This is a genomic window from Achromobacter colocynthidis (assembly GCF_057334535.1).
The window spans coordinates 23,009-47,470 of the sequence record NZ_JBHFIZ010000013.1; the positions used below are offsets into that span (position 1 = coordinate 23,009).

Annotated in this window: 26 protein-coding genes; 11 read left to right on the forward strand and 15 right to left on the reverse strand. The window is 65.6% G+C overall.

Annotated features, from left to right (window positions below; translation table 11 throughout):
• Positions 1-3 precede the first annotated feature (3 nt).
• Positions 4-1,422 (forward strand): deoxyribodipyrimidine photo-lyase, encoded by a 1,419-nt coding sequence (gene phrB / locus ACE04A_RS05095; protein ID WP_448715808.1) that lies wholly within the window; start codon positions 4-6, stop codon positions 1,420-1,422.
• A 19-nt stretch (positions 1,423-1,441) separates the two neighbouring features.
• On the opposite strand, the gene ACE04A_RS05100 is transcribed toward phrB, so the two are convergent.
• Positions 1,442-1,774, reverse strand: coding sequence for a hypothetical protein (locus tag ACE04A_RS05100; RefSeq protein ID WP_485819910.1), 333 nt, complete (start codon positions 1,772-1,774; stop codon positions 1,442-1,444).
• Positions 1,775-2,029: 255 nt separating this feature from the next.
• Between ACE04A_RS05100 and ACE04A_RS05105 the strand changes: the two genes are divergently transcribed.
• The 3 genes from ACE04A_RS05105 (at position 2,030) to ACE04A_RS05115 (ending at position 5,400) form a co-directional block, all read left to right on the forward strand.
• Complete coding sequence (locus ACE04A_RS05105) at positions 2,030-3,568, forward strand: DUF1800 domain-containing protein (RefSeq protein ID WP_448715806.1); 1,539 nt, start codon at positions 2,030-2,032, stop codon at positions 3,566-3,568.
• A gap of 8 nt (positions 3,569-3,576) precedes the next feature.
• Positions 3,577-4,782, forward strand: coding sequence for a DUF1501 domain-containing protein (locus ACE04A_RS05110; protein WP_448715805.1), 1,206 nt, complete (start codon positions 3,577-3,579; stop codon positions 4,780-4,782).
• A gap of 126 nt (positions 4,783-4,908) precedes the next feature.
• Complete coding sequence (locus ACE04A_RS05115; RefSeq protein WP_448715804.1) at positions 4,909-5,400, forward strand: glutathione peroxidase; 492 nt, start codon at positions 4,909-4,911, stop codon at positions 5,398-5,400.
• A gap of 43 nt (positions 5,401-5,443) precedes the next feature.
• Here the strand turns inward: ACE04A_RS05115 and ACE04A_RS05120 are convergent, their stop codons facing one another.
• A complete protein-coding gene (locus tag ACE04A_RS05120) occupies positions 5,444-5,911 on the reverse strand; it encodes an Lrp/AsnC family transcriptional regulator (protein WP_100857713.1) in 468 nt (155 codons plus the stop codon).
• Between the two features lie 138 nt (positions 5,912-6,049).
• Between ACE04A_RS05120 and ACE04A_RS05125 the strand changes: the two genes are divergently transcribed.
• The 6 genes from ACE04A_RS05125 (at position 6,050) to ACE04A_RS05150 (ending at position 10,181) form a co-directional block, all read left to right on the forward strand.
• Positions 6,050-6,958: a DMT family transporter gene (locus ACE04A_RS05125; RefSeq protein WP_259248255.1), complete on the forward strand. Its 909-nt coding sequence runs from the start codon at positions 6,050-6,052 to the stop codon at positions 6,956-6,958.
• Positions 6,959-7,075: 117 nt separating this feature from the next.
• Positions 7,076-7,777: a glutathione S-transferase N-terminal domain-containing protein gene (locus tag ACE04A_RS05130; RefSeq protein ID WP_485819911.1), complete on the forward strand. Its 702-nt coding sequence runs from the start codon at positions 7,076-7,078 to the stop codon at positions 7,775-7,777.
• A 17-nt stretch (positions 7,778-7,794) separates the two neighbouring features.
• Complete coding sequence (locus ACE04A_RS05135) at positions 7,795-8,259, forward strand: GNAT family N-acetyltransferase (protein WP_448715802.1); 465 nt, start codon at positions 7,795-7,797, stop codon at positions 8,257-8,259.
• Positions 8,260-8,290: 31 nt separating this feature from the next.
• Entirely contained in the window at positions 8,291-8,566 is a 276-nt protein-coding gene (gene lplB, locus ACE04A_RS05140; protein ID WP_259248262.1) for a lipoate-protein ligase small subunit, read from the forward strand.
• Positions 8,563-9,339: a lipoate--protein ligase family protein gene (locus ACE04A_RS05145; RefSeq protein ID WP_100855514.1), complete on the forward strand. Its 777-nt coding sequence runs from the start codon at positions 8,563-8,565 to the stop codon at positions 9,337-9,339. Before lplB ends, ACE04A_RS05145 begins: the two co-directional genes overlap by 4 nt.
• A gap of 32 nt (positions 9,340-9,371) precedes the next feature.
• Complete coding sequence (locus ACE04A_RS05150; protein WP_448715801.1) at positions 9,372-10,181, forward strand: RsiV family protein; 810 nt, start codon at positions 9,372-9,374, stop codon at positions 10,179-10,181.
• Positions 10,182-10,449: 268 nt separating this feature from the next.
• On the opposite strand, the gene ACE04A_RS05155 is transcribed toward ACE04A_RS05150, so the two are convergent.
• The 12 genes from ACE04A_RS05155 to mltG all read right to left on the reverse strand — a co-directional run bounded on the left by ACE04A_RS05155 (position 10,450) and on the right by mltG (position 22,460).
• A complete protein-coding gene (locus tag ACE04A_RS05155) occupies positions 10,450-11,559 on the reverse strand; it encodes a porin (RefSeq protein ID WP_279996913.1) in 1,110 nt (369 codons plus the stop codon).
• 366 nt (positions 11,560-11,925) lie between these two features.
• A complete protein-coding gene (locus tag ACE04A_RS05160) occupies positions 11,926-13,215 on the reverse strand; it encodes a Glu/Leu/Phe/Val family dehydrogenase (RefSeq protein WP_100855511.1) in 1,290 nt (429 codons plus the stop codon).
• A gap of 337 nt (positions 13,216-13,552) precedes the next feature.
• A complete protein-coding gene (gene hutG, locus ACE04A_RS05165) occupies positions 13,553-14,500 on the reverse strand; it encodes a formimidoylglutamase (RefSeq protein ID WP_448715799.1) in 948 nt (315 codons plus the stop codon).
• Positions 14,497-15,279 (reverse strand): amino acid ABC transporter ATP-binding protein, encoded by a 783-nt coding sequence (locus ACE04A_RS05170; protein WP_100855509.1) that lies wholly within the window; start codon positions 15,277-15,279, stop codon positions 14,497-14,499. The genes hutG and ACE04A_RS05170 overlap by 4 nt, the downstream gene beginning before the upstream one ends.
• Entirely contained in the window at positions 15,276-15,944 is a 669-nt protein-coding gene (locus ACE04A_RS05175; protein ID WP_050446522.1) for an amino acid ABC transporter permease, read from the reverse strand. The genes ACE04A_RS05170 and ACE04A_RS05175 overlap by 4 nt, the downstream gene beginning before the upstream one ends.
• A complete protein-coding gene (locus ACE04A_RS05180) occupies positions 15,941-16,684 on the reverse strand; it encodes a transporter substrate-binding domain-containing protein (protein ID WP_279996910.1) in 744 nt (247 codons plus the stop codon). The genes ACE04A_RS05175 and ACE04A_RS05180 overlap by 4 nt, the downstream gene beginning before the upstream one ends.
• 126 nt (positions 16,685-16,810) lie before the next feature.
• Positions 16,811-17,551 (reverse strand): IclR family transcriptional regulator, encoded by a 741-nt coding sequence (locus tag ACE04A_RS05185; protein WP_100855507.1) that lies wholly within the window; start codon positions 17,549-17,551, stop codon positions 16,811-16,813.
• 335 nt (positions 17,552-17,886) lie between these two features.
• On the reverse strand, positions 17,887-18,756 hold the full coding sequence (locus tag ACE04A_RS05190; RefSeq protein ID WP_279996909.1) for an ankyrin repeat domain-containing protein: 870 nt from the start codon (positions 18,754-18,756) through the stop codon (positions 17,887-17,889).
• Positions 18,757-18,794: 38 nt separating this feature from the next.
• Positions 18,795-19,565, reverse strand: a complete 771-nt coding sequence (locus ACE04A_RS05195) for a TatD family hydrolase (RefSeq protein WP_259248275.1) — start codon at positions 19,563-19,565, stop codon at positions 18,795-18,797.
• 68 nt (positions 19,566-19,633) lie between these two features.
• Entirely contained in the window at positions 19,634-20,683 is a 1,050-nt protein-coding gene (gene holB / locus ACE04A_RS05200; protein WP_259248277.1) for a DNA polymerase III subunit delta', read from the reverse strand.
• Positions 20,680-21,303, reverse strand: coding sequence for a dTMP kinase (tmk, locus tag ACE04A_RS05205; protein ID WP_448715798.1), 624 nt, complete (start codon positions 21,301-21,303; stop codon positions 20,680-20,682). The genes holB and tmk overlap by 4 nt, the downstream gene beginning before the upstream one ends.
• Positions 21,300-22,460 carry an endolytic transglycosylase MltG gene (gene mltG / locus ACE04A_RS05210; RefSeq protein ID WP_448715797.1) on the reverse strand — a complete coding sequence of 387 codons (1,161 nt, stop codon included), beginning with the start codon at positions 22,458-22,460 and terminating at the stop codon, positions 21,300-21,302. Before mltG ends, tmk begins: the two co-directional genes overlap by 4 nt.
• 153 nt (positions 22,461-22,613) lie before the next feature.
• Between mltG and ygfZ the strand changes: the two genes are divergently transcribed.
• Positions 22,614-23,612 (forward strand): CAF17-like 4Fe-4S cluster assembly/insertion protein YgfZ, encoded by a 999-nt coding sequence (gene ygfZ, locus ACE04A_RS05215; RefSeq protein WP_259248293.1) that lies wholly within the window; start codon positions 22,614-22,616, stop codon positions 23,610-23,612.
• 104 nt (positions 23,613-23,716) lie between these two features.
• Here the strand turns inward: ygfZ and ACE04A_RS05220 are convergent, their stop codons facing one another.
• A complete protein-coding gene (locus ACE04A_RS05220) occupies positions 23,717-24,406 on the reverse strand; it encodes a VIT1/CCC1 transporter family protein (RefSeq protein WP_279996904.1) in 690 nt (229 codons plus the stop codon).
• Positions 24,407-24,462 lie beyond the last annotated feature (56 nt).

Below are 24,462 nucleotides of genomic sequence, written 5' to 3' on the forward strand. Positions count from 1 at the left end.
TCCATGAATACGCTGCTCTGGCTGCGCACCGACCTGCGCATGCACGACAACCCCGCGCTGGCCGCCGCCGCCGAAAACGGCACGGTGACCGCCCTGTTCCTGGCCGCGCCCGAGCAATGGCGCCTGCATGGCGACGCGCCGGCCAAGGTGGACTTCTGGCTGCGCAACCTGCATGAACTGTCGCGCAGCCTGGGCGAGCGCGGCATTCCACTGAAGCTGCTGACGGTGGCCGACTGGAGCCAGGCGCCCGACGCCATCGCGGCCTTCTGCCAGGCGCACGACATCGCCCAGGTGCACGCCAATACCGAATGGGCCATTAACGAACGCCGCCGCGATACGGCCGTGGCAGGCGCCCTGGACGCGATCGGCGTGGACTGGACGCTGCATCATGGCGCGACGCTGCTGCGGCCCGGCACGGTGCTGACCGGCAAAGGCGAGTGCTATCGCGTCTACACCCCGTATGCGCGCACCTGCCGTGAACGCCTGCGCACAGCGCCCATTGCCGCGCTGCCCGCCCCCCGCGCGCAGACCCCGCCGGACTGGCAGGCGGACCCCTTGCCCGACGCCTTCGACGGCTTTGCGCCGCCCAGCGACGCCGTGCGGGCGCTCTGGCCCGCGGGCGAGGCGGCCGCCGGCGACAGGCTGGACGCCTTTACCGATGGCGTCATCGACGCCTACAAGGATGAACGCGATTTTCCGTCGCTACCCGCCACCAGTTGCCTGTCGCCCTATCTGGCGGCGGGCGTGCTGTCCCCCGGCCAGGCGCTGCGCGCGGCGCTGGCGGCCAACCATGGCGAGCTGGACAGCGGCAAGGTGGGAGCGGCTACCTGGATCAATGAACTGCTGTGGCGCGAGTTCTACCAGCATCTGCTGGCCGCATACCCGTCGCTGTCCATGCACCAGCCCATGAAGCCGGAAACCGCCGCCGTGCCGTGGCGTGACGCGCCCGACGACCTGCGCGCCTGGCAAGAAGGCAAGACGGGTATCCCGATCGTGGACGCGGCCATGCGCCAGTTGCTGACGCTGGGTTGGATGCACAACCGGCTGCGCATGGTGTCGGCCATGTTCCTGTCGAAGAATCTGCTGATCGATTGGCGGCTGGGCGAAGCCTGGTTCATGGCGCATCTGGTTGACGGCGACCTGGCCGCCAACAACGGCGGCTGGCAGTGGAGCGCGTCCACGGGCGCCGACGCGGTGCCGTACTTCCGGGTGTTCAACCCGCTGTCGCAATCCAAGCGCTTTGATCCGCGTGGTGTGTTCCTGCGTGAATGGCTGCCTGAACTTGCGCACCTGGATGACCAGGCCATTCACGACCCCAGCCCCATGGAGCGCGCGGCGGCTGGTTACCCGTCGCCCATCGTGGACCTGGCCCAGAGCCGGCTGCGGGCGCTGGAGGCGTTCGGCAACTTGCCGGCTGCGTGATCGCGGGCCGCCAGGCGTATCAGGATCCCGCCGCCGCCGGCTTGTCCAGGCGCCGGATGAACACCTGCAATTCCTTTTCCACCTGCTTGTCGCCACGCGCCTGAGCCGCCGCCATGCCGCTGTTCCAGGCGGCGCGCGCGCCGTCCTGGTCGCCCTGCCCCAGGCACGCCTTGCCCAGCCATTTCCACGCCACCGAATAGGCGGGGTCAAAGGCCAGCGCCGCGCGCAGGTGCGTTTCGGCTTCAGGAAAACAATCCTGTTCGGCATAGGCCTTGCCTAGCGAAAACCGCAACAACATGTTGTCGGTGCCCTTGGCCAGCATGGCCTCCAGGCGTTCGATCATTCCTTCCATCTTTGCGCTCCTATCGCTTGCAGCCCTAGCTTGCGTCCTGGGCTTGCATCCATCCTTTGCGCCCATCGCTTGCAGGCCTGCACAGCGGCAATGATAGGACGGCGCGCAAGCCGGTCGGGGCAATGGCCCCATCGCACGTCCGGATTAAGCCGACGCCACAACAAGCGGTTTCCTTGCGTTTCAACGCGCCCCGTCCGGGAATGTTCGGGTGGATTATCGTGTCAGACGTTTTGTCGCCCTAGAGAGGTTTGCTTCATGACGCGATTGCGAACAGCACTGCTGAAAGTCGTGCCCATGCTGTGGTTGCCGCTGGCTGCCGCTGCCCATGCGCAGCCCACCGAGCACGACGTCGCGTTGGTCAACCGCATTACCTGGGGCGCGACCCCGGCCGAACTTGCCCGCTTCCAAGAGATGGGCGCGCAGCGCTATCTGCAAGCCCAACTGCACCCTGACGCGCAGGCGAAGCTGCCTGCCCCGGTGCAGCAAGGCATTGACGCCTTGTCCATCAATCACCAGTCTGAACAAGACGCGCAGGCCGTGCAGCGCAGCATGCGCCAAGACGCCCGCAAGCTCGACCCAGACGCCAAATTGCAGGCCCAACGCGCCGCGCGCGCCATCTCGCGGCAACGCGCCGACGACACCGCCCAGCGCGCCGTTTGGCGCGCGCTGTATTCGCCCAATCAATTGCAGGAACAGATGACGTGGTTCTGGATGAACCACTTCAACGTGTTCGCCGCCAAGGGCGACGTTGGCACCTACCTATCGCAGTACGAAGACCGCGCCATCCGCCCGCATGCCCTGGGCAATTTTCGCGACATGCTGCGGGCCACGGTCCGGTCTCCGGCCATGCTGGTCTACCTGGACAACACCCGCAATATCGCGGGCCAACTCAACGAGAACTACGCGCGCGAACTCATGGAGCTGCACACCATGGGCGTGAACGGCGGCTACACGCAGGGCGATGTCCAGGAACTGGCGCGCATTCTGACGGGCCTGGGTGTGCACAACAGCAACAAGGCGCCCAAGGTCAAGCCCGCGCTGCGGGGCGATCTGGTGCAAGACGGCCTGTTCCTCTTCAACCCGGCGCGCCATGACGACGGCGACAAGGTTTTTCTGGGGCACAAGATTCGCGGTGGCGGATTGGCGGAAGTGGATCAGGCCATTGACCTGCTGGCGCGCCACCCGGCAACGGCGCGTCACGTCAGCGCCAAGTTGGCGGCCTACTTCGTGGGCGAATCACCGCCGCCCGCGCTGGTCGATCGCATGGCCAAGACGTTCCTGGCGCAAGATGGCAACATCGCGGCCACGTTGCAGACCTTGTTCGCGTCGCAGGAGTTCAAGCAGTCCCTGAAGGCGGGCGTATTCAAGGACCCGGTTCATTACGTATATTCGTCGTTGCGCCTCACCTACGCCGACCTGCCGCCTATCCGCAACCCGAAGCCGGTGCTATCGATGATGCGCCAGATGGGGCAAGGCTTGTATCAGCGCCAGACGCCCGACGGCTACCCGATGTCGAAATCAGACTGGTCCGGTTCCGGTCAGATGACGCAGCGCTTTGAAATTGCCCGCAGCATTGCGGGCGGGCCCAAGGTCTTCTATCGGACCATCGACCCTAACGCGCCGGCTGATCCGCCCAAGCCGGTTGAACTGCCCAAGATTCCCCGGCTGCTCGATGCCGCCCAGGGGCTGTTCCCAACCTTGTCCCAGGCCACGCGCGATGCGATCAGCCAGGCCCGCAAGCCCGTGGACGCCAACACCTACCTGCTGGCCTCGCCAGAGTTCATGCGCCGCTAGGAGACCTCATGGATCGACGCCGCTTGCTTCAAATGATGGCCGCCGCCCCGTTGGTACTGGGAGGCAGCCGCCTGTACGCGGCGCCCGCCGCCTCGGGCAACCGCTTGCTGATTGTGTTCATGCGCGGGGCTTACGACGCCGCCAGCCTGCTGGTGCCCACAACCAGCGACTTCTATTACGAAGCGCGCCCCAGCATCGCCATCGGCCGGCCAGGCTCGGGCGATGGCGCCGCCCTGCCCCTGGCGGACGGCTGGGGCCTGCACCCGGCGTTGGCCGACAGCCTGCTGCCCTTCTATCGCGACAAGCAGTTGGCCTTCGTGCCCTTCGCGGGCACCAACGACCTGAGCCGCAGCCATTTCGAAACCCAGAACGGTATCGAGCTGGGGCGCGGCGCCAAGCAAGACGGCAACTACCGGTCGGGGTTCCTGAATCGCCTGGCCACCACTTTGGACGCGGCGAGCGCGGCGCGCGCCCAGCCGGCGGCCTTCACATCCGAAGTGCCGCAAATCTTCAGGGGCGAGGCGCGCGTACCTAACGTTGATCTGGGCGGGGCAAACCGGAAGTCGCGCCTGAGCGCGGCCGACAACCGCGCCATCGCCGCCATGTATCGCGACACGGACCTGCATGCGTCCGTGGACGAAGGCCAGCGCATCATGGGCGCCACGCGCCAGGAGCTGGAAGCCGAAATGCAGGCGGCCAGCGGCAACGCGGTATCCACCGACAAGCTGGAAAAGGAAATTCGCCGCATCGCCCGCTTCATGACCGACCGCTACAACCTGGGCTTTGTGGACGTGGGCGGATGGGATACCCATGTCGGCCAGGGCGCCGCCACGGGCGCGTTGGCCGGCCGCTTCGGGCAGCTTGGCCGCGCGCTGGCCGCTTATGCCGATGCCATGGGGCCGGCCTGGGAACAGACCACCGTGGTCGTCATCAGCGAGTTCGGCCGCACGTTCCGCGAAAACGGCAACAAGGGAACCGACCACGGCCACGGCACGGTGTACTGGGTGATGGGCGGAAATGTACGGGGCGGACGCATCGCGGGGCGGCAGGTGCCGGTCAGGCACGACACGCTCTTCCAGGACCGCGACTACCCCGTGCTGAACGAATACCGTGCCGTCTTCGCCGGCCTGTTCACGCGCTTGTACGGCCTGGACCGCGCGCGGTTGGCGCGGGTGTTCCCGGGCGTGGCGCCTATCGACCTAGGACTGGTCTGATATTTGCCCCGAATCCCCTTGCAGCCGGTGCACGCCATGGTGCTGGTCGGTACCCGTAGCGCTACACTCGACGGTTGATTGGCACGCTGGCGCGCCCGCGTACAGCCGCCCGATACAGGAGCCCGCATGAGCACCATTTTCGATTTCTCCGCCCGCGACATCCAGGGGGCGGACCAAGCTCTGAACACCTATCGCGGCCGTGTGCTGCTGGTGGTCAACGTGGCGTCCAAATGCGGCTTCACGCCTCAGTACGCGGGCCTGGAAGAGCTCTACCGCTCGCTGCGCGACGACGGCTTCACGGTGCTGGGCTTTCCGTGCGACCAGTTCGGCCATCAAGAGCCGGGCGACGAAGCCGAGATCCGCAATTTCTGCTCAACGCAGTACGACATCACGTTCCCGCTTTTCGCCAAGATCGACGTCAACGGCGCCGACGCGCATCCGCTGTATCGCTGGCTCAAGGGCGAAAAGCCCGGCGTCTTCGGCACCGAAGGCATCAAGTGGAACTTCACCAAGTTTCTGGTCGGCCGCAACGGCCAGGTCATCAAGCGCTACGGGCCCACCGACACGCCGGCGGGCCTGAAAGACGACGTGGTGCAGGCGCTGTCCGCGCCGGTCTGACGCTGCCCCTTCGCTACACCGCTGCTGCCCGGCAGCGCAAACGCTAGCGCAAAGGCGGCAGGCGGCGGCGCACCGTATGCGCCTTGACGATGGCGGTATTGGTTTCGGCGAACTCCGTTACCCGCTCCAGGATGCCATCCAGGTGCGAGATCGACCGCAGCACCACCCGGGCGATGAAGCAATCGTCGCCCGTCACCTTGTCGCATTCGACAAATTCCGGGATGTCATTGATCAGCCCTTCCACGTGGCGCAATTGCCCCGGCAAGGGCCGGATACGCACGATGGCTTGCAGGGTATAGCCCAGCGCTTCCGGATCCACATCCAGCGTGTAGGCGCGGATCACACCGGATTCCTCCAGCCGCCGCAGCCGGTCCGCCACGCTGGGCGCCGACATGCCCACCTGCCGCGCCAGGTCTGCCGTGGTGGTGCGCGCGTTGGCCGACAGGGTCTGCACCAGGCGGCGGTCGATACCATCCAGCACAGGGCTTTCGTTTTTTAGGTCATTTTGCATAAATTTCACCAAAATGAAGGCGTGGCATTCAAAGCACCACACGATGATCATATAGCCGGCTTGATCTGCCTGGGATAATTTCTCCATCGAAACCATGGCCAACAGCGTGATCAACACGTGGCCCCTCGGAGAGTCCCCATGTCCCCCGCATCCGAACGCCTTGGCCTGGCGCAAATGGCCGCCGCCATGACCTTATCCGGCACGCTAGGCGTGTTTGTTCTGGAGTCCGGCCAAAGCGCCTGGAACGTCGTCTTCTTCCGGTGCGTCTTCGGCGCCCTATCCCTGTTTCTATATTGCTGGGCGCGCGGCCTGCTCAAGCCCGGCCTGTTCACCAGGAAGACGCTGGCCTTGGCGCTGGTGGCCGGCGCCGCTCTGGTCATGAACTGGGTGCTGCTGTTTTCCGCGTACCGGCTGGCGTCCATCTCGTTGGCTACCGCCGTCTACAACGTACAGCCGTTTTTCCTGATCGGGCTGGGCGTGCTGTTTCTTGGTGAGCGCCCGTCGCGCGGCAAGCTGGCCTGGTCGGTGGTGGCGTTCGCCGGCCTGCTGCTGGTGCTGCGCCTGACGGACGCGCAGGCACCGGGCGGCGCGTATCTGTCGGGTCTGTTGCTGGGCCTGGGCGCGGCCGCGCTGTATGGCGTTACGGCGGTCATCGTCAAGCACTTAAAGGGCATCCCGCCGCAAGTGCTGGCGCTGGTACAGGTGACGCTGGGCGCCTTCATGCTGCTGCCCATGGCGGACTTCAACGCGCTGCCCGCCGCCCCCTTGCAATGGGGCTATCTGGTGGCGCTGGGCCTGATCCACACCTGCTTGATGTACATCCTGATGTACTCGGCCATTCAAAAGCTGCCGACGACGTCCACCGCCGCGCTCAGTTTCATCTACCCAGCCGTGGCCATCATGCTGGACTTGGTGGTCTACGGGCAGCGCATGGAACCGATGCAAGTGGTGGGCGTGGCGATGATCTTCCTGGCTGCGGCCGGCGTCAGCCTGAACTGGACGTGGCGCCTGCCCGGGCGGCCCCGCCCCGGCGCCGGGGCCGCGTAGTGGAAAGAAACCCGCTTCCGGCCCCGGTTATTCGGGGCCGTGCCCGACGCCTGCCGCTATCATGGCTTTCCACCCGCCGGCCCGGCCGGCGGCGCCTTGATTCCCAGGACGCACCCCATGATCGATCTCTACTACTGGACCACCCCCAACGGCCACAAGATCACGCTGTTCCTTGAAGAAGCCGGCCTGCCCTACAAGATCCACCCGGTGAACATCAGCCGCGGCGATCAATTCAAACCTGAATTCCTGGCCATCGCGCCCAACAATCGCATCCCCGCCATCGTCGACACGCAGCCCACCGACGGCGGCGCGCCCATCCCGCTGTTCGAGTCCGGCGCCATCCTCTTGTACCTGGCCGAGAAGACCGGCCAGTTCCTGCCCACCGACGTGCGCGGTCGTGCCGAGGTCTCGCAATGGCTCTTCTGGCAGATGGGCGGCCTGGGCCCCATGGCCGGCCAGAACCACCATTTTTCCGGCTACGCGCCCGAACGCATCCCTTACGCCGTCGACCGCTACGTGAAGGAAACCAACCGCCTGTACGGCGTGCTGAACAAGCGCCTGGCCGACCGCGAATTTGGCGCGGGCGACTACTCCATCGCGGACATGGCCGCCTACCCCTGGATCGTGCCGCACGCCAAGCAGGGGCAAGACCTGAACGACTTCCCGCACCTGCAGCGCTGGTTCAACGCCATTGCCGCGCGCCCTGCCACGCAGCGCGCCTATGCGCTGGCCGATAGCGTCAACACAACGCCCTCCATCAGCGACGAGGAGTCGCGCCGCATCCTGTTCGGCCAAACCGCGCAGAATATCTCGCGCTGACCAGCAGGAGCCCGACCATGTCCGCCCCCAAATTGGTCTTTCGCCGCGCGCGGCAAGAAGATTTGCCCCACATCGTCGCCATGTTGGCCGACGACGAGTTGGGCGCCGCGCGCGAAGACACCTCGGTGCCGCTCAACCCCCGCTACACGGCGGCATTCGCCGCCATCGCCCAGGATTCCAACCAGTTCCTTGCCGTCGTCGAGCAAGGTCAAGACCTGGTCGGCTGTTTGCAGTTATCGTTCATACCCGGCCTGTCGCGGCTGGGCCTGTGGCGCGGCCAGATCGAAAGCGTGCGCATTGCTTCGGCGGCGCGCGGCCAGGGCCTGGGGCGCGCCATGTTCGAGTGGGCCATTGAACAATGCCGCGCCCAGGGCTGCGGCCTGGTTCAACTGACCACCGACCGCGCGCGCCCCGATGCGCGCCGGTTCTATGAAAGCCTGGGCTTCAAGGCCAGCCACGACGGCATGAAGCTCAGCCTCTAGTTTTTGATATTGATTTCGCAAGGAGCCCCCCATGCATGGTGAATACAAAGTCCCCGGCGGCAAACTGGTCGTCGCGGATCTCGATGTGCAAGACGGCCGCCTGGCCAACGTGCGCATCAGCGGCGACTTCTTTCTTGAACCGCCCGAAGCGTTGGAGGCCATCAACGAAGGCTTGAACGGCATGCCCGCCGACGCCGGCGAGCTGGAACTGGCCGTGGCCGTGCAATCCGCCCTGCCCGCTAACGCCGAACTGTTCGGCTTTTCGGCCGAAGCCGTGGCCGTGGTGCTGCGGAGGGCGCTTGCATGACGCGCACTGACTGGAACGACTACGACTGGCAACTGATCCACGAAGGCCCGCAAGCCCCGTCGCTGCACATGGCGCTGGACGCCGTCATTACCGACGAAGTCGGCGCGGGCCAGCGCCCGCCCACGTTGCGCATCTGGGAATGGGCCGCCCCCGCCGTCGTCATCGGCCGTTTCCAATCCCTGAAAAACGAAGTCGACCCCGACGGTGCACAGCGCCACGGCATCGAAGTCGTGCGCCGCGTCAGCGGTGGCGGCGCCATGTTCATTGAACCGGGCAACTCCATTACCTACTCGCTTAGCGCGCCGCAAGCCCTGGTGCACGGCATGAGCTTCCAGGAGTCGTATGCGTTCCTGGATGCCTGGGTGCTGACGGCGCTGCAAGGGCTGGGCATCAAGGCCTGGTATCAGCCCTTGAACGATATCGCGTCCGACATCGGCAAGATCGGCGGCGCCGCGCAAGCCCGCCGCGCCGGGGCGGTGCTGCACCACGTGACCATGTCCTACGACATCGACGCCGATAAAATGGTCGAAGTCTTGCGCATCGGCCGCGAGAAACTTTCCGACAAGGGCACCACCAGCGCCAAGAAGCGCGTCGACCCGCTGCGCACGCAAACCGGCCTGGCGCGCGAAGTCATCATCGACCGCATGTTGGAAACTTTTGCCGGCCTGCATCGTCTGACTCCGGGGCAAATCGGCAGCGACACGCTGGCGCGCGCCCAGCAACAGGCCGACGAGAAGTTCTCCACGCCGGAATGGACGGGTGTGGTGCCTTGACGGCAAGCCTTAGATTTTGTGGAGGTAGTTCAATGCGTCGCACGTTCACGCCGCAAGGCGCGATAAGCGGTTTGATCCTGGGTGCCGCCCTGCTGGCACTGGGCGGCTGCGGCAGTACGCCGCCGTCCAACATCACCTTGGCCGAGCCCGCCTCGACCACGCCCGAAAAGGTGGGCGACCTGTCCACCGAACGCATCAAGTGGGCGTCGAGCAAGCCGGGCTGCGAAGGCGATTGCCCGCGCATTGAAATCGACAGCGTGGCGTTTCCCGGCATCCCCAAACTGAGCGCGCTGGTGGACCACGTGCTGGCCTACATGACCGGCACCGACGCCAACCGCCGCGGCCCCTACAACACGCTGTCGGAATACACGCAGTATTTCTGGTCCACGGCGCGCCCGCGCGACGCGACCTATTTCAAGGCCTCGGTCAAGGATACGGTGGGTGACATCGTGTCGATTGAACTGCACACCGAACAGTTCCTGACCGGCGCCGCGCACGGCATTCCGGCCACGCAGTATCTGAACTGGGAGCGTTCACGCGGCCGCGTAATGAGTCTGGACGAAGCGCTGATACCGGGCCGCCGCGCGGAATACGTGGCGGCGCTGAAAACCGCCCACGCCAAATGGCTGGCGCAAAACCCCGACGCCAAGCGTGATCCCGCTGCCTACAACAAGATGTGGCCGTTCCAGGAAAGCGACAATTTTGCGCTGACCCGCGAGGGCATGGTGGTGAAGTACGACGCCTATTCCATCGCGCCCTACTCGCATGGCGAACCGGAACTGAGCATTCCGTACGCCGACTTGCGCGGCGTGTTGAAGCCAGAGCTGTTATTGCCCACGTAGGCAACGCCGCACTCACCCTTTTGACATGACATGACCGGCGACGGGCGACCGGCGACGGGCGGCAGCCCATTGCCGGTCATTGCTTGCGCCAGAGGCCGCAGGGCCTGCTGAAGCCCACGGTTCAGGTGAGCGGACTGAGGATGGAGCTAGGGAGGTGGCCGCTTTTTTCGCGTCTGTGGCCGGGTAAGACGCCCAGTCCGCTCAGTACAACCGCGGCATGAAAGCACCGGCGGCGCGCGTTTTGCTTGCCGCCGGCTGCCTTGCTCGCTTAGAAGCGGTGGCGCACACCCACGATGCCGACGGTGCTCTTGACGCCGTCAACAAACGCGAAGTCGGTGGCGTACGAACCCAGCGCGTACAGGTTGGTGCGCTTGGACAGGTTGTACGTGTAGCCGATGCTGTAGACGTTCATCGTCGACTCATTGCCGGCGGTCAGCGGGTTGCCGTTGGGGTCGGCACGCTGCCACGACGCCATGATGCTGCTGGCGCCCAGCGGCACGGTCAGGCCCACCAGGTACGAATTGGCCTTGAAGCCCGACACGGCCACGTTCGTGCCGAAGCCGCTGGCCGTGGGGCTGCCGCTGCCAAGCGCATTGATGCTTTGGCCGGTGAACCAGCCGTCGCGCGTCTGGCCGAAGCCCAACGCCAGCTTGACCACTTCGAAGTCATAGGCGCCGGCAATCGACCACGACTTGGGCGTGGCGTCGTTGCGCAACTGATTGGCGGGGTTCAGTTGGTCGTAGGTGGCGGCCACGTTCAGCGGGCCGTTCACGTAGCGCAGGCCAGTGGTGATGGCGCGGGTGTTGTCGGCGGTCTTGAAGCCGGTTTGCGCGGTGGTGGTGTCAGACGCGTTGAACGAGTAGCCGACGCCAAACTGGAAGCCGCTGAACGACGGGGTCGAGTACTGCACCATGTTGTCGTAGCGGACGGTGTTGGCGGCGCTGAAGGCCACGCCCACGTTGGCTTGGCCGTAGCTGCCGCCGAACGGATCGATGGCTGCCAGGTACTTGGACGCGATGTTGGTCTGACGGCCGAATTCCAGCAGGCCCCAGGAATCGGCCTTCAGGCCGACGGTGGCTTGGCGGCCGAACAGGCGGCTGCTTTGGCCCGATGTGCCGTTACCCGAATTGAAGCCGCTTTCCAGCGTGAACACGGCGCTCAGGCCGTCGCCCAGATCTTCGGCGCCGCGCAAGCCCCAACGCGAGCCGCTCGACACGCCGTTGGCCATGCCGACCTTCGATTCGTGATAGCCGTCGCCCTTGATGCGCTGGTAGCCGATGCCGGTATCGATCAAGCCATACAAGGTCACCGAGGTTTCGGCGTGGGCCACGCTGGATACGGCGGCCAACAGCGCGGTTGCGAGCAGAGTCTTTTTCATTACCTATTCCTTAGATTGAACATGCATGCGCAGCGGGAGTGCTTGCATCGCAAGCGGCGCGTGGCGCATGACAGAAACGAATTCTAGGGACGCAATGTGTCAGAAATTTATACGCGAGCGGCCGGGGCGTCGATTGGCAATAAAAAAGCGCGGCTGTGGCGTGCGTTCCACATTAGCACTGAATTGCCGCGTGCCACAGCGTTGTCACAGTCGTCGGGGTCATGCGTTGTTTCGCCGCAATTTGCCCCAGTTCGCCGCCAAATGGAAATCGCCCCAAAATGGAAATCGCCCCTTGCGGGGCGATTTCCGGTTTTGTCTACCTCTGCCTCCTCGGCGATACGTCAGGAACGCATCGCTGAGTTTTCATCACGGATACAGGCCGCGCACCTGGCGTGCTTGCAGAATGCGTGTGCAAGCCACGATGAACGCCGCCGTGCGCAGCGTCACCTTGTGTTCCTTGGCCACTTGCGACACGGCGCTGTAGGCTTCGCGCATGATGCGTTCCAGGCGCTGGTTGATTTCTTCTTCGCTCCAGAAGAAGCTGGAGAAATCCTGCACCCATTCAAAGTAGGACACCGTCACGCCGCCGGCGTTGGCCAGCACGTCCGGCACCACATACACGCCGTGTTCAAACAGGATGTCGTCCGCTTCCGGGGTGGTCGGGCCGTTGGCGCCTTCCACCACAACCTTCGCGCGCACCTTGGTGGCGTTTTCAGCGGTGATCTGGCTTTCCAGTGCAGCCGGGATCAGGAATTCGGTTTCCAGCGTCCAGAACTCGTCCTTGTCGAACGCCTCGCCGCCCGAAAAACCACCCACGCCGCCGTGTTGCGACACGTGCGACAGCAGCTTGTGGACGTCCAGCCCGGCGGCGTTGTGCACCGTGCCGGTATGGTCTTGCGCGGCAATGACCTTGGCGCCGGCTTCATGGAACAGACGGGCGGCGGTGCCACCCACGTTGCCAAAGCCCTGCACCACCACGCGCGACTTGGAGACGTCGATGTTCAGGTCGCGGGCGGCTTCGCACGCCACGACGAACACGCCACGGCCGGTGGCTTCCACGCGGCCCAGGCTGCCGCCCAGGGCGATCGGCTTGCCGGTGACCACACCGGTGGCGGTGGCGCCTTCGTTCATGGAATACGTGTCCATCATCCAGGCCATGGTCTGGGCGTTGGTGCCGACGTCGGGGGCGGGAATGTCCTTGGACGGTCCGATGATGACGCCGATTTCGCTGGTGTAGCGGCGGGTCATGCGTTCCAGTTCGGAGTGCGACAACGTGCGCGGATCAACGCGGATGCCGCCCTTGGCGCCGCCATAAGGCAGGTTGACCGCGGCGTTCTTGACCGACATCCAGGCGGCCAGCGCCATGACTTCGGACAGGGTCACGTCTTGGTGGAAGCGCACGCCGCCCTTGCCCGGGCCGCGCGACACGTTGTGCTGCACGCGATAGCCTTCAAAGTGGGCGATGGTGCCGTTGTCCAGTTCGATCGGCACATCGACGATCAAAGCGCGTTTCGGACGCTTCAGCGTCTCGACCCACCGACCCAAGGTGCCGAGATACGGCGTGACCCGGTCGACTTGTTGCAGGTAATTACCCCAAGGACCGAGGTCATCGGCATTCAGATAAGACGGCAAGACATGGGTGGGAGTGTGAGACATGAGCATGATCTCCTGACAAAGTTGCGCCATTTTATCCACTAAAACTATAGCGTCCCCATTTAAATACTAAATATTTTAAATAGGGGCGCATTGTTGTGGTGGATACCGTACGGGTCACAAGCCCGGCTCGAAAACTGCCCTATCCTATGCCGCCAAAACGGAAGCGTCCAGCCTCGGGCGACCGCAAGCCGCACCGCGCAAAGCCTCGCCGCTCACCGATGAAAAAAGGGGCAGCCTCGATAGAGAACTGCCCCTGCCCCGGCCGTTGCCAGCTTTGCCAGCTTCGCCCGGTTCGCCCCTGTATGGCGGCTCATGCGCCCCTTAGGGCGCTACCGCGTCAAGGCGTCATCAGATGCCAGGCCAACCTGGCCGCGGCGCGCGCGCCATGGCCGTCCACGTCAAAACGCGGACTGTATTCCGCCATGTCGGCCAGGCGCAGCTTGCCGCTGGCCTTGACGCGCAACACGATTTCTTCAATGACGGCCATCGGCACGCCATAGGGAGCCGGCGCCGACACGCCGGGCATGACCGCCGCCGGCAGCACGTCCAGGTCGATCGTCAGATAGACGTGGCGCACGCGCGCCAGCAAGGCGTCGACGTTGGCCAGGCGCGCGTCCAGATGGCGTTCCTGCATGTCGCGGTCTTCGACCCACACGGCGCCCACTTCGGCGGCCCGCGCGTACAGGGCCGGCGTATTGGCCAGCCGCGAGACACCCAGGCACGCGTATTGCAACGCCCGCCCCCGCGCTTCGCAGTCGCGCGCGATCTGATCGAACGGCGTGCCGGAACTGCCGGGACGGCCGGTGCGCAGGTCGAAGTGCGCGTCCAGGTTCAGCACCAGGACCGGGTCGGTGTCGCCCCGGGCTTCCAACCAGCGGGCCAGGCCTTGGAAACTGCCCCAGGCAATTTCATGGCCGCCGCCCAGCACCAGGGGCCGGGCGCCCTGCTCCAGAAGCTCGGCCACGCGCAGCCCAAGCTGCTCTTGCGCGGCTTCCAACTGGTCGCCCTGGCAGACGACGTCGCCGGCGTCCAGCAAGCGGGTCAGACCATGCGCGGGAAGCCCCGCCATGAACTTGCGGATGCCGGCCGGGCCTTCGGCTGCACCCACGCGCCCCTGATTGCGCGCCACGCCGGCGTCGCAGGCAAAGCCCAACAACACGGCTTCGCCCGCTTCCACCTGGCCCGAGACGGGTTCGACAATATGCGCCAGTCGGCGGGTGTCGCCCTGCTCGGCGCTGTCGTCGCGCGCCTTCCACAGGCTCTTATCCAGTTGCGGCACGCTCATGTCGCCGCCCCCTTGCTCAGCACGGCTTGCAGGAATTCCCGCGTGCGCGGCTCGCGCGGCTCGGTGAAGATCACCTCGGGCGGGCCGGATTCCAGGATGACGCCGCCGTCCATCACCGCCACCACGTCGGCCACGTCGCGCGCAAAACCCATTTCGTGCGTCACGACCATCATCGTCATGCCTTCGCGGGCCAAGAGCTTCATCACTTGCAGCACCTCGCCCACCAACTCGGGGTCCAGCGCCGACGTCGGCTCGTCGAACAGCATGACCTTGGGCTGCATGGCCAGCGCGCGGGCGATGGCCACGCGCTGCTTTTGCCCACCCGACAGGCTGGCCGGCATGGCCGCCGCCTTCTGCGACAAGCCCACCTTTTTCAGCAGGTCTTCGGCCAGCGCATTGGCTTCGTCGCGGCCCAGGCCACGCAGCTTGCGCGGCCCCACGGTCACGTTGTCCAGCACCGACAAATGCGGGAACAGGTTGAAGCCCTGGAACACCATGCCCACCTGCATGCGCAGTTGGTTGAGCGCCGCTTCGGGCAACAGCGTGCCTTCGTCCAGCAAGGTCTGCCCGCAGATATCCACGGTGCCCGCCTGGGCCACTTCCAGACCATTGCAGCAGCGCAGCAAGGTGCTTTTTCCCGATCCGCTGGGCCCGATCACCACGACCACCTGCGAAGGCAGCACGTCGAAATCGATGCCCTTCAGGACGGCATGGTCGCCAAAGGACTTTTCAAGGCCGCGGATACGGATCATTTCCTGCGGTTTGCCAAACTGGTTCATTGCACCATCCCCCCGGCGCGCAGGCGATGTTCCACCCTGCGCAAAATCAGCATGGCGGTGGTCGTCAGCACCAGATAAATCAAGGCCACCACCAGATAGGTTTCCAGCGAGCGATACGACACGCTGATGATCTTCTGCCCTTCGTGCATCAGATCGTGAATGGTCAGCAGCGAGACCAGCGCCGAATTCTTGATCAGCGCGATGAACTCGTTACCCAGCGGCGGGATCATGCGCACCACCGCCTGCGGCAGGATGATGACGCGCATGGCCTGGCCGGACGACATGCCCAGCGAACGCGCCGCCTCGGTCTGCCCGCGGTCCACCGACTGGATGGCGCCGCGCACGATTTCCGACACATAGGCGCCCGAATACATGCCCAGGCCCAGCACCCCGCAGGCGAACGCCGGCAAGGTCAGGCCGAACTGCGGCAGGCCGAAGAACCAGATGAACAACTGCACCAGCAAGGGCGTGCCGCGAAAGAACAGCAGGTAGACGCTGCACAGGTTGTAGACGATCCAGCGCTGCGGATTGAGCCGGCCGACGCCGACCAGCAGGCCGATGACGCAACCCAGCAGCAAGGCGCCGGCAGTCACCTCGACGGTGACCACCGCGCCCCGCAGCAGCGCGTCGAAGTCGGCGAAGACGGGGGCGAATTCCAGGTTCATTTCTTGGGAGCCTCGAACCACTTGTTCACGATGGCCTGGTACGTGCCGTCACCCTTGATCTTCTGCAGCGCGGCGTTCAGCTCGCGGGTCAGTTCGGGCTTGTTCTTGGGCACGGCGATGCCGTAGTCCTCGGTCGTGATCTGATTGTCCAGCACCGTCAGGTCCTTGGTGCTTTGCGCGAACAGCTTGGCGGCCGGCTTGCCGGTCACGGCGGCATCGGCGCGGCCGATCTGCACCAGGTTGAACATTTCCTGGTTTTTCTCGACTTCCACGCGCTGCACGGCCGGGAAATGGTCCTTCAGATAGTTGACCGACTTCGTGCCCACCTGCACCGACACCTTGCGGCCGTCCAGATCCTTGAGCGTCTTGATGGGGCCATCGGTCTTGGTCAGCACGACCAGGCCGCCGGCGTAGTACGGGTCGGTGAAATCCACCACCTTGGCGCGCTCGGGCGTGATGTAGATGGCGGACACGGCAATGTCGGCGCGCCCGGCTTGCAAGGCGGGAATCAGGCCCTTGAAGTCGATGTCGATCCATTCGACCTTCTTGCCCATTGCGCCGGCCAGCGCTTCAACCAATTCAATGTCGAAACCGGTGCGCTTGCCGTCTTTGACAAACTCCATCGGCGGAAAGGTGGCGTCGGTGACGGCGCGGATGGTTTCCTGGGCGTGCGCGGCGCCCGCGCTCCAGGCGAGGCCCAGGGTCAGGGCGGCGGTCAGCAGTGTGCGGCGAGTGGTCATGGTCAGTCCTATGCGTAGGGATACGGCAGTGGGTACGTCGGAAGGTTGAAGCCGGGATGCGGTACAGCGTGGAATTCGGGGGAAGATCAGGTCAAGGGTGGTCAGTGGCAAGGCGCGCCGTCAGTGTCAGTGCACCTTCAGCCGTTCAGAGATGCGGCGGGCCGCGGCGACGGTCATGGCGATCAGGGCGTCCGGGCGTTGGGCCGCGCGCGTGGACGGCGCCATCAGCGTGATCGAGGCAACCGCCTGGTTGGGGCGCTGGAAAATCGGGACGCTGACACCCCATACGCCGGCGTCCACTTCGCTGTCGGTGACGGCATAGCCCTGCCCGCGTATCAGCTCCAGCTCGTCGCTCAGGCGGGCGGCGTCCACGCCGGCCTCGGCGGCCAGATAGTCCAGCGCGGTCTGCAAACGGGCCAGCGGCATGAAGGCCAAGAGCGACTTGGCGGACGCGCCCCGCGCCAGCGGCAGGCCACGACCTTTCGTGAAGGAACAACGCAGCGGGTGCTGGCTTTCGACCATGTCCAGGCAAACGGCCTGGTCTTTGACGGCGACCAGCAGGCCGATGGTTTCGCCGGAGGCGGCGGCCAGCGCCGCCATGTCGGGCTGCGCTTCGTGGATCAGGAAGGAAGATTGGTCAAAGCCCCAGGCCAGTTGCACGCACAGCGGCCCCGGGCCGTATTCCCCTTCGTGCTCGGCCACGAACCCCCAGCGCTTGAGCAAGGCCACCTGACGGTACAGGGTGCTTTGCGCCAGGCCGGTTTTTTCGGCCAGCGCGGCAATCGTCAGGGGGCCATCGTGCCGGGCCAAGGTGGCCAACACGTACAGGACACGATCCGCGCCCGCCCCAACCGAGGGTTCCGACATCAAACTCAGCTCCAAGCAATGAGGGGCCGAGATTATCAATTTGTGGTGGTTCGGCTTTGATTTATTCCCGAATACTGAGAATAAGCAGGGAAAACCCCAGATAAGTACGAAAAATAGGTACAAAAAAAGACCGCTTGGCGGTCTGGTGGGGGTGTCGCGTTGGGGTCGCGTTGGGTCGCGTTCTGGTCGAGTTGTGGTCGAGTTGTGGTCGAGTTGTGGTCGCGCTGGGGTCGCGCTGGGGTCGCGCTGGGGTCGCGCTGAAGTCGCGATCTTGCCGCGTTCGGCAGTTTTGAGAACGCCCCAGGCGATCACCCGGGGCGCCAGATATCCCGCAATCAGGGCGCGGCGGGCGTGTCGTAGTTGTTCAAGCGCACGCCGGACACGCCGCCCACGCTGGGCGTCGTCGGGGCGGGCGCCGCGGACGGCGCCGGCTGCGCGGTAGCCGGCGTGGCCGGCTGCAAGGCGGGTGCCGCAGCGCCTTCAGGCTCGACCGGCGCCCCCCCTGCCGCGCGGCGAGCGCGCTTGGCGTCATCCGCCTTGGCCACCAGGGAAGTCAGGTAAGTCGCCAACGACGCCGACTTGCCGTTGCGGGCCCAGTCGGCGGCGCTTTGGTTTTTCAGGTCGCGGGTGGTGACGTCCGCCCCAGCTTTCACCAGCAGGTCCACCATCTCACGATTGCCGCCCAAGGCGGCCATCATCAACGGCGTTTCGCCGCCCGGCGCGGGTGCGTTGACCATGGCTTTCTTGCCCAGCAGCATGCGCGCCATCTCCATCTGCCCCTTGGACGCGGCATAGTGCAGCGGCGTCCAGCCCAGGCGGTTGACCTGCGCCCCCCGGGCGATCAGCTTCTTAGCGCGTTCCGTCTGGCCGGCAATCGCCAGGTACATCAGCGGCGTCTCGCCGGCCGGGTTCTCGGCGTTGACGTCGGTGCGCTTGTCCGCCGCGATCACGTCAAACACCTTCCACGCGCCGTCCACCACCGCGCGCATCAAAGCGGGCTGGCCGTTCTGGTAGCGGACGTTGGGGTCGGCGCCTTGCGCCAGCAGGCTTTTGACGTCGTCCGGATAGTCGTTAGCCACGTACACCCACCAGTCGCCTGGCTTGGCGGCGTGCGCGGTCGGCGCGGCAAGCCCGATGGCCAGCGCCAACAGCGCCCCTCGGCAGCGCGACAGGAACAAACGGGAAGTCAGCGTGCGAGTGGCCATGGCTATCCTAGAATCAACATTAAAGTTTTTAAGTGAACTTATTTCTTTATCTTATTGAAAAGATTAAAGAAATTGTCCGTAGACGCACGCGCCACGTCCGCTACCGGAATGCCCTTCAGGTCGGCAATTTTCTCGGCCACGTGGATAACCTTGGACGGGTCATTAAGCTTGCCACGATACGGCACGGGCGCAAGATACGGCGAATCCGTTTCGATCAGCAGGCGGTCCAGCGGCACCTTGGTGGCCACTTCGTGCACCACCTGGGCGTTCTTGAAGGTGACGATGCCCGACAAGGAAATATAGAAATTCTGGTCAAGCGCGGCCTGGGCCACTTCCCAGTTCTCGGTGAAACAGTGCATGACGCCGCCCACTTCCGCCGCCTTTTCTTCCTTCAGCATGCGCACCGTGTCCTCGGCGGACGCGCGCGTATGCACGATCAGGGGCAGACCAGTGTCGCGCGCGGCGCGGATATGCCGGCGAAAGCGTTCACGTTGCCAGTCCAGCGGTTCCGACAGGCGGTAGTAGTCCAGCCCGGTTTCGCCGATGGCCACGACCTTGGGGTGTTCCGACAGGCGCACCAGTTCTTCCGGAGACGGGTCGGGCGTGTCTTCGTAATCGGGGTGGACGCCCACCGAGGCCCATAAGTTGGCGTGCGGCTCAACCAGGGACATCAGGCCAGGCCATTCGGGCATGTTCACGCTGACGACCAGCGCGTGGGTGACCTGGTTGGCGGCCATGCGGTCAAGAATGCCGGGAAGATCGGCCGCCAGCTCGGGAAAATTCAAATGACAGTGCGAATCAACGTACATGATGTGACTACATAAAGTGACCGCGGCGCCTGGCCTGGGGGCAGGCAAAACGCCGCTGGATCAGAGACTTACGCCTGGCAGGATAGCACCACGCGTTGCAGGGTGGCGTGCGCGAAAAGCTTGGCGTTCAGGGGGTGGGTGGCCAGCGCGCGCTGCCGCGTCAGCCAGCGCGCGGCCTCGGCCACGCGGGCCGTGTTCATGCGCGCGGCAACCTGGGCCACGCCCGTGGCCAGCGTGGGAAAGTAGCGTACGGGCGCGCCGGCGCTGGCCAGCATCAGGTCTGTGTATATCCGCTGCAAGGCGTCGATCCATTCACTGGCGGGCACCTTTTCCAGGCTTTCCGCCAAAGTCCCGACATCGGGCGCCTGCCCTTGCGCCAAGGGGCTGATCAATTGCGACAGCCAGGGCGGGCACGGCGTGTCACCGGCCTGCGCCAGCCGCAAGGCGGCCAAGGGAGCGCCGCCTGCCGCCGCCAACCATTCGCGCGCCGGCTCCACGTTCTGGGCGCGCAGCCATTGCAGCGCGGTATCGGGGTCCGGCGCCGGCAGGGGCAAGCGACGGCAGCGCGACACCAGGGTCGGCAGCAGGCGGTCAGGCGCGTCGGCCACCAGCAGGAAAACGGTATGTGGCGGCGGCTCTTCCAGCACCTTGAGCAAGGCGTTGGACGACACCACATTCAGCGCGTGCGCCGGGTACAGCAAGGCCACACGCCATCCGCCACGGTGGGTAGCCGTGTTGAACCAGGATTCCAGCGAGCGAATCTGGTCGATGCGGATTTCCTTGGACGGGGCGCGCTTGGCGGTGCCCGAGGCGGGCTCGGCGTCCTCGGCAGGTTCGGCGGCATCCGCCCCCTCTTCCACGGCGACCGCTTCGGGCCGGATGCGGCGCAGATCGGGGTGGTTGCCGCTGGCAAACCAGGCACAGGCGGCGCAGTGCCCGCAGGCCAGGCCGTTCTCAGGCGTCTCACAAAGCAGGCTGGCGGCGGCGGCCACGGCGAAGTCCAGCTTGCCGATGCCGGCCAGCCCATGCACCAGCCAAGCATGCGCGAAACGGTCGCGATTGCCCAGCCAGGCGCGCGCCGTCTCCATTTGCCAGGGCAGAAACTGGGGTGCGCTCATGCCGCAGCCGCCAGCAGCGCCCGCAGCCCGGCTTCAAGATCGGCCCGAACCTGGGCGATGGACTGGGTGGAATCAACGATATGGATGCGGCCCGGGTCGGCCTTGGCGCGCGCGTGATAGGCCTGGCGGGTGCGTTCAAAGAACGCCGCGCCTTCGCGCTCAAAACGGTCGGGCTCGCGGGCATCGGCCAAGCGGGCGCGCGCCACTTCCAAGGGCACATCGAAGAGCCAGGTGCGGTCGGGCTGCCCCGCCCCCATCCATTGCTCCAACACCGCCACGCGCTCGGCGCCCAGTTCGCGGCCACCGCCCTGATAGGCGTAGGTGGCATCGGTAAAGCGGTCGCACACCACCCAGGCGCCGCGCGTCAGCGCCGGCTCGATCACCTGGCGCACATGTTCGCAGCGGGCCGCGAACATCAGCAGCGTTTCGGTATCCAGGCCCATTGGGTCCGTCAGCACCAGGGCGCGCAATTTTTCGCCCAAGGGCGTGCCGCCCGGTTCGCGCGTGGAGATGACTTCCAGACCTTGGCCGCGCAGGAAATCCGCAATCCAGACGGTGTGCGTGCTTTTGCCCGCGCCGTCAACGCCCTCCAGCGTAATGAAGCGTCCGCGAGAGGTCATTGATCTTGTCCTTGTGCTGATTCGGGGGTGGATCCTGAGGCGGAATCCGGGCTGGCGTCGGCTCCGGCAGCGGGTGCGGCGGGAACCGTGACCGGTGCAGTGGCGGGCGGCGTCGCCGGCGTGACGGCGGGCGCGGTGCTGGGACGGGTGTTCTGCCCCAGGATGTAGCGCGACACGTTGCGATTGTGCCCCGACAGATTCTCGGCGAATTCGCTGGTGCCGTTGCCGCGCGACACAAAGAACAGGTACTTGTGCTGCTCGGGCTGCACCGCCGCCAGCAGCGCGGCGCGGCCCGCCGCCGCAATCGGCGTGGGCGGCAAACCCGGCCGGGTGTACGTATTCCAGGGCGTATCGGTCTGCAGGTCGCGCTTGCGAATGCGGCCTTGGTAGGCCTCGCCCATGCCATAGATAACAGTCGGGTCCGTCTGCAGCAGCATGCCGATCTTCAAGCGGTTCGTGAACACGCCGGCGACGCGGCGGCGCTCGGGGCCATGCCCGGTTTCCTTTTCGACAATGGACGCCAGCACCAGCGCTTCGTAAGGCGTGGCCACCGGCAGGTTCGGCTGGCGCTTGGCCCAGGTGTCTTGCAGGATGCGCTGGCCTTCCTGGTAGGCGCGGCGCAGCAGGTCGTAGTCAGTGCTGCCGGGCGTGAAGACATAGGTGTCCGGAAAGAACAGGCCTTCCGGATGCTTGATGTCTGAACCCAGACGCGCCATCAATTCTTCATCGCTGACGCCGTCCAGGGTTTGTTTGACGTCGGGGTTATCGCGCAGCGCCTGGCGAATCTGGCGGAACGTCCAGCCCTCCAGGAACGTGATCTGGCGCTGGGTCATGTCGCCGCGCGCCATGCGTTCCAGCAGCAGCCACGGCGTGTCGCCGTTGATAGCCTGGTAGCCGCCCGCCTTCAGCAGCTTGTCCTGCTCGGACAGGCGAGCCATCCAGACGAATCCGGGCTCCCAGATCGGCACGCCCACGGCGTTCAGCGCGCGCGCGACGGTGCGCGGGCTGCTGCCCGGGTCCACCACAAAATCGATCCTGTCAGCCGACAGATGCATAGGCCGATGCATCCAGCTCCAGGCGGCGCCCACCGCTGCCGCGGCGGCGATCACGATAAGCAGGAATGACCACAAGACGTAGAAACTGAGTCGCTTTTTCATAAGTCCCGGAAGTTTAATGGATCGCGAGAATCTGGCGCGGCAAAAACGGGGCCAGCGCCCATGGCACGGCCCTTTGCCCATCGGGGGCATGGGCCATTGCCTGCGGGAAGGCGGCTATCATCTGCACTTTGATGACGTGATCACACCGCCGCCATGCACGCTTTCTATTCTTCGATTCCCGTCCGCGCCGAAGGTTGCGCGCCATGCGCGCCGCTGGATGACTTTCTGGTTTTCAGCGCGTCCGGCGCCGATGCGCTGCCTTTCCTGCACGGCCAACTGACGCAAGACGTCACCGGCCTGCCCGCTGATGCCGCCCGCCTGGCGGGCTATTGCACGGCCAAGGGCCGGCTGCTGGCCACCCTGGTCATGTGGCGCGCCGCCCCCGGCGCGGAAGATGGCCCGCAACTGTACGGCCTGGTACGCCAGGACCTGTCCCAAGCCCTGCTCAAGCGCCTGTCCATGTTCGTGCTGCGGGCCAAGGTCAAGCTTGCCGCCACCGCGCTGAACGTGGCCGGCGTGCAGGCAACAAACGAACAGGCCGCCGCGCTGGAAGCCGTCACCGGCGCCTTGCCGCGCGCGGACTGGCAGCGGGTAGACCTGCCGTCCGGCACCTGGATCGCCGCTCCCTCGGCGAATGCCCAATTGCGCTGGTGGTGGATTGCGTCCGACGAACAGCTGGAACAGTCCCAGGCCTTGGCCGGCGTGCTTGGCCTGGCGCCCGCCTCACAATGGCAAATGGCGGATCTGGCCGCCGGCATCCCCTGGATTGCCACGGCCACGCAGGACGTATTCATCCCGCAAACCGTCAACCTGGAACTGGTGCAGGGCGTGAGTTTCACCAAGGGCTGTTATCCGGGCCAGGAAGTGGTGGCGCGCAGCCATTACCGGGGCACCGTGAAGCGGCGCATGGCCTACGGCACCATCGCCGACGCCAACGTGCAAGGCGCGACGCTGGCCGGTGTGGACGTATTTGACGCCACCCAGCCGGGCGAGCCCATTGGCCGCATCGTGGATGGCGCCAGTGACGCGGGCGTGGCCGCCGTGCTGTTCGAGACCACGCTTGCCGCGCTGCCCCAGGGCGACCTGCGGCTGGGCGCGGAAGACGGCCCGCGCATTAGCACCACGCCGCTGCCCTACTCTATTACGCCCTGAACCAGCGTTCCAGCGGGCTGCCTGCCAACCCGGCACCCCGCTGGCAGTCTGCCAACCCGGCACCGGCAGCCTGCTCACCCAGCATCCAGCAACGGGCGGCCGCGCTAGACCGCCACGCCGAACAACGCGCCTACCGCCGCGGTGGCCGCCATGGCGAACGCGCCCAGAATCGTCACGCGCAGCGCAGCGGGCCCCTTGGGGGCTCCGCCCGCCCCCGCGGCCAAAGCGCCTAGCGCGGCCAGGCACACCACCGATGCGCCGATCACCCAGGCGATCAAATGCGGCAGGGGCGCCGTCACGGCAACGACCAGCGGCAAGGCCGCCCCGGCCGCGAACGAAGCGGCGGACGCCACCGCCGCCTGCACGGGCTGCGCGCGGTTATGCACGGAAATGCCAAGTTCGTCGCGCGCATGGGCATCCAGCGCGTCGTGGCGGGTCAGTTGCTGCGCCACCTGCGTCGCCAGATTGCGCGTCAGGCCACGGCCCACATAGATGTCGACCAGTTCGGCCAGCTCTTCTTCTGAATTGCCTTTCAGCGACCGCTGCTCCATCCGCAGGTCGGCCGCCTCGGTATCGGCCTGGGACCGCACGGACACATACTCGCCGGCCGCCATCGACAAGGCCCCTGCCACCAGCCCGGCCAGGCCCGACGTCAGGATGGCGCCATGCGAGGCTTGCGCGGCGGCCACGCCGGTAATCAGGCTGGCCGTGGACACGATGCCATCGTTGGCCCCAAGCACAGCGGCGCGCAGCCAGTTGCTGCGGAAAATTCGGTGGTGTTCTTTTGCAGGCATTGCCCTGTACCCATACGACGCGCGACAAGCGCGCCCCGCGCCCCCCCCCGCAAGGG

Coding starts and splice junctions, on each gene's coding strand:
- phrB (WP_448715808.1), top strand. CDS start 4: ATGAATACGCTGCTCTGGCTGCGCACCGACCTGCGCATGCACGACAAC.
- ACE04A_RS05100 (WP_485819910.1), bottom strand. CDS start 1,774: ATGGAAGGAATGATCGAACGCCTGGAGGCCATGCTGGCCAAGGGCACC.
- ACE04A_RS05105 (WP_448715806.1), top strand. CDS start 2,030: ATGACGCGATTGCGAACAGCACTGCTGAAAGTCGTGCCCATGCTGTGG.
- ACE04A_RS05110 (WP_448715805.1), top strand. CDS start 3,577: ATGGATCGACGCCGCTTGCTTCAAATGATGGCCGCCGCCCCGTTGGTA.
- ACE04A_RS05115 (WP_448715804.1), top strand. CDS start 4,909: ATGAGCACCATTTTCGATTTCTCCGCCCGCGACATCCAGGGGGCGGAC.
- ACE04A_RS05120 (WP_100857713.1), bottom strand. CDS start 5,911: ATGCAAAATGACCTAAAAAACGAAAGCCCTGTGCTGGATGGTATCGAC.
- ACE04A_RS05125 (WP_259248255.1), top strand. CDS start 6,050: ATGTCCCCCGCATCCGAACGCCTTGGCCTGGCGCAAATGGCCGCCGCC.
- ACE04A_RS05130 (WP_485819911.1), top strand. CDS start 7,076: ATGATCGATCTCTACTACTGGACCACCCCCAACGGCCACAAGATCACG.
- ACE04A_RS05135 (WP_448715802.1), top strand. CDS start 7,795: ATGTCCGCCCCCAAATTGGTCTTTCGCCGCGCGCGGCAAGAAGATTTG.
- lplB (WP_259248262.1), top strand. CDS start 8,291: ATGCATGGTGAATACAAAGTCCCCGGCGGCAAACTGGTCGTCGCGGAT.
- ACE04A_RS05145 (WP_100855514.1), top strand. CDS start 8,563: ATGACGCGCACTGACTGGAACGACTACGACTGGCAACTGATCCACGAA.
- ACE04A_RS05150 (WP_448715801.1), top strand. CDS start 9,372: ATGCGTCGCACGTTCACGCCGCAAGGCGCGATAAGCGGTTTGATCCTG.
- ACE04A_RS05155 (WP_279996913.1), bottom strand. CDS start 11,559: ATGAAAAAGACTCTGCTCGCAACCGCGCTGTTGGCCGCCGTATCCAGC.
- ACE04A_RS05160 (WP_100855511.1), bottom strand. CDS start 13,215: ATGTCTCACACTCCCACCCATGTCTTGCCGTCTTATCTGAATGCCGAT.
- hutG (WP_448715799.1), bottom strand. CDS start 14,500: ATGAGCGTGCCGCAACTGGATAAGAGCCTGTGGAAGGCGCGCGACGAC.
- ACE04A_RS05170 (WP_100855509.1), bottom strand. CDS start 15,279: ATGAACCAGTTTGGCAAACCGCAGGAAATGATCCGTATCCGCGGCCTT.
- ACE04A_RS05175 (WP_050446522.1), bottom strand. CDS start 15,944: ATGAACCTGGAATTCGCCCCCGTCTTCGCCGACTTCGACGCGCTGCTG.
- ACE04A_RS05180 (WP_279996910.1), bottom strand. CDS start 16,684: ATGACCACTCGCCGCACACTGCTGACCGCCGCCCTGACCCTGGGCCTC.
- ACE04A_RS05185 (WP_100855507.1), bottom strand. CDS start 17,551: ATGTCGGAACCCTCGGTTGGGGCGGGCGCGGATCGTGTCCTGTACGTG.
- ACE04A_RS05190 (WP_279996909.1), bottom strand. CDS start 18,756: ATGGCCACTCGCACGCTGACTTCCCGTTTGTTCCTGTCGCGCTGCCGA.
- ACE04A_RS05195 (WP_259248275.1), bottom strand. CDS start 19,565: ATGTACGTTGATTCGCACTGTCATTTGAATTTTCCCGAGCTGGCGGCC.
- holB (WP_259248277.1), bottom strand. CDS start 20,683: ATGAGCGCACCCCAGTTTCTGCCCTGGCAAATGGAGACGGCGCGCGCC.
- tmk (WP_448715798.1), bottom strand. CDS start 21,303: ATGACCTCTCGCGGACGCTTCATTACGCTGGAGGGCGTTGACGGCGCG.
- mltG (WP_448715797.1), bottom strand. CDS start 22,460: ATGAAAAAGCGACTCAGTTTCTACGTCTTGTGGTCATTCCTGCTTATC.
- ygfZ (WP_259248293.1), top strand. CDS start 22,614: ATGCACGCTTTCTATTCTTCGATTCCCGTCCGCGCCGAAGGTTGCGCG.
- ACE04A_RS05220 (WP_279996904.1), bottom strand. CDS start 24,406: ATGCCTGCAAAAGAACACCACCGAATTTTCCGCAGCAACTGGCTGCGC.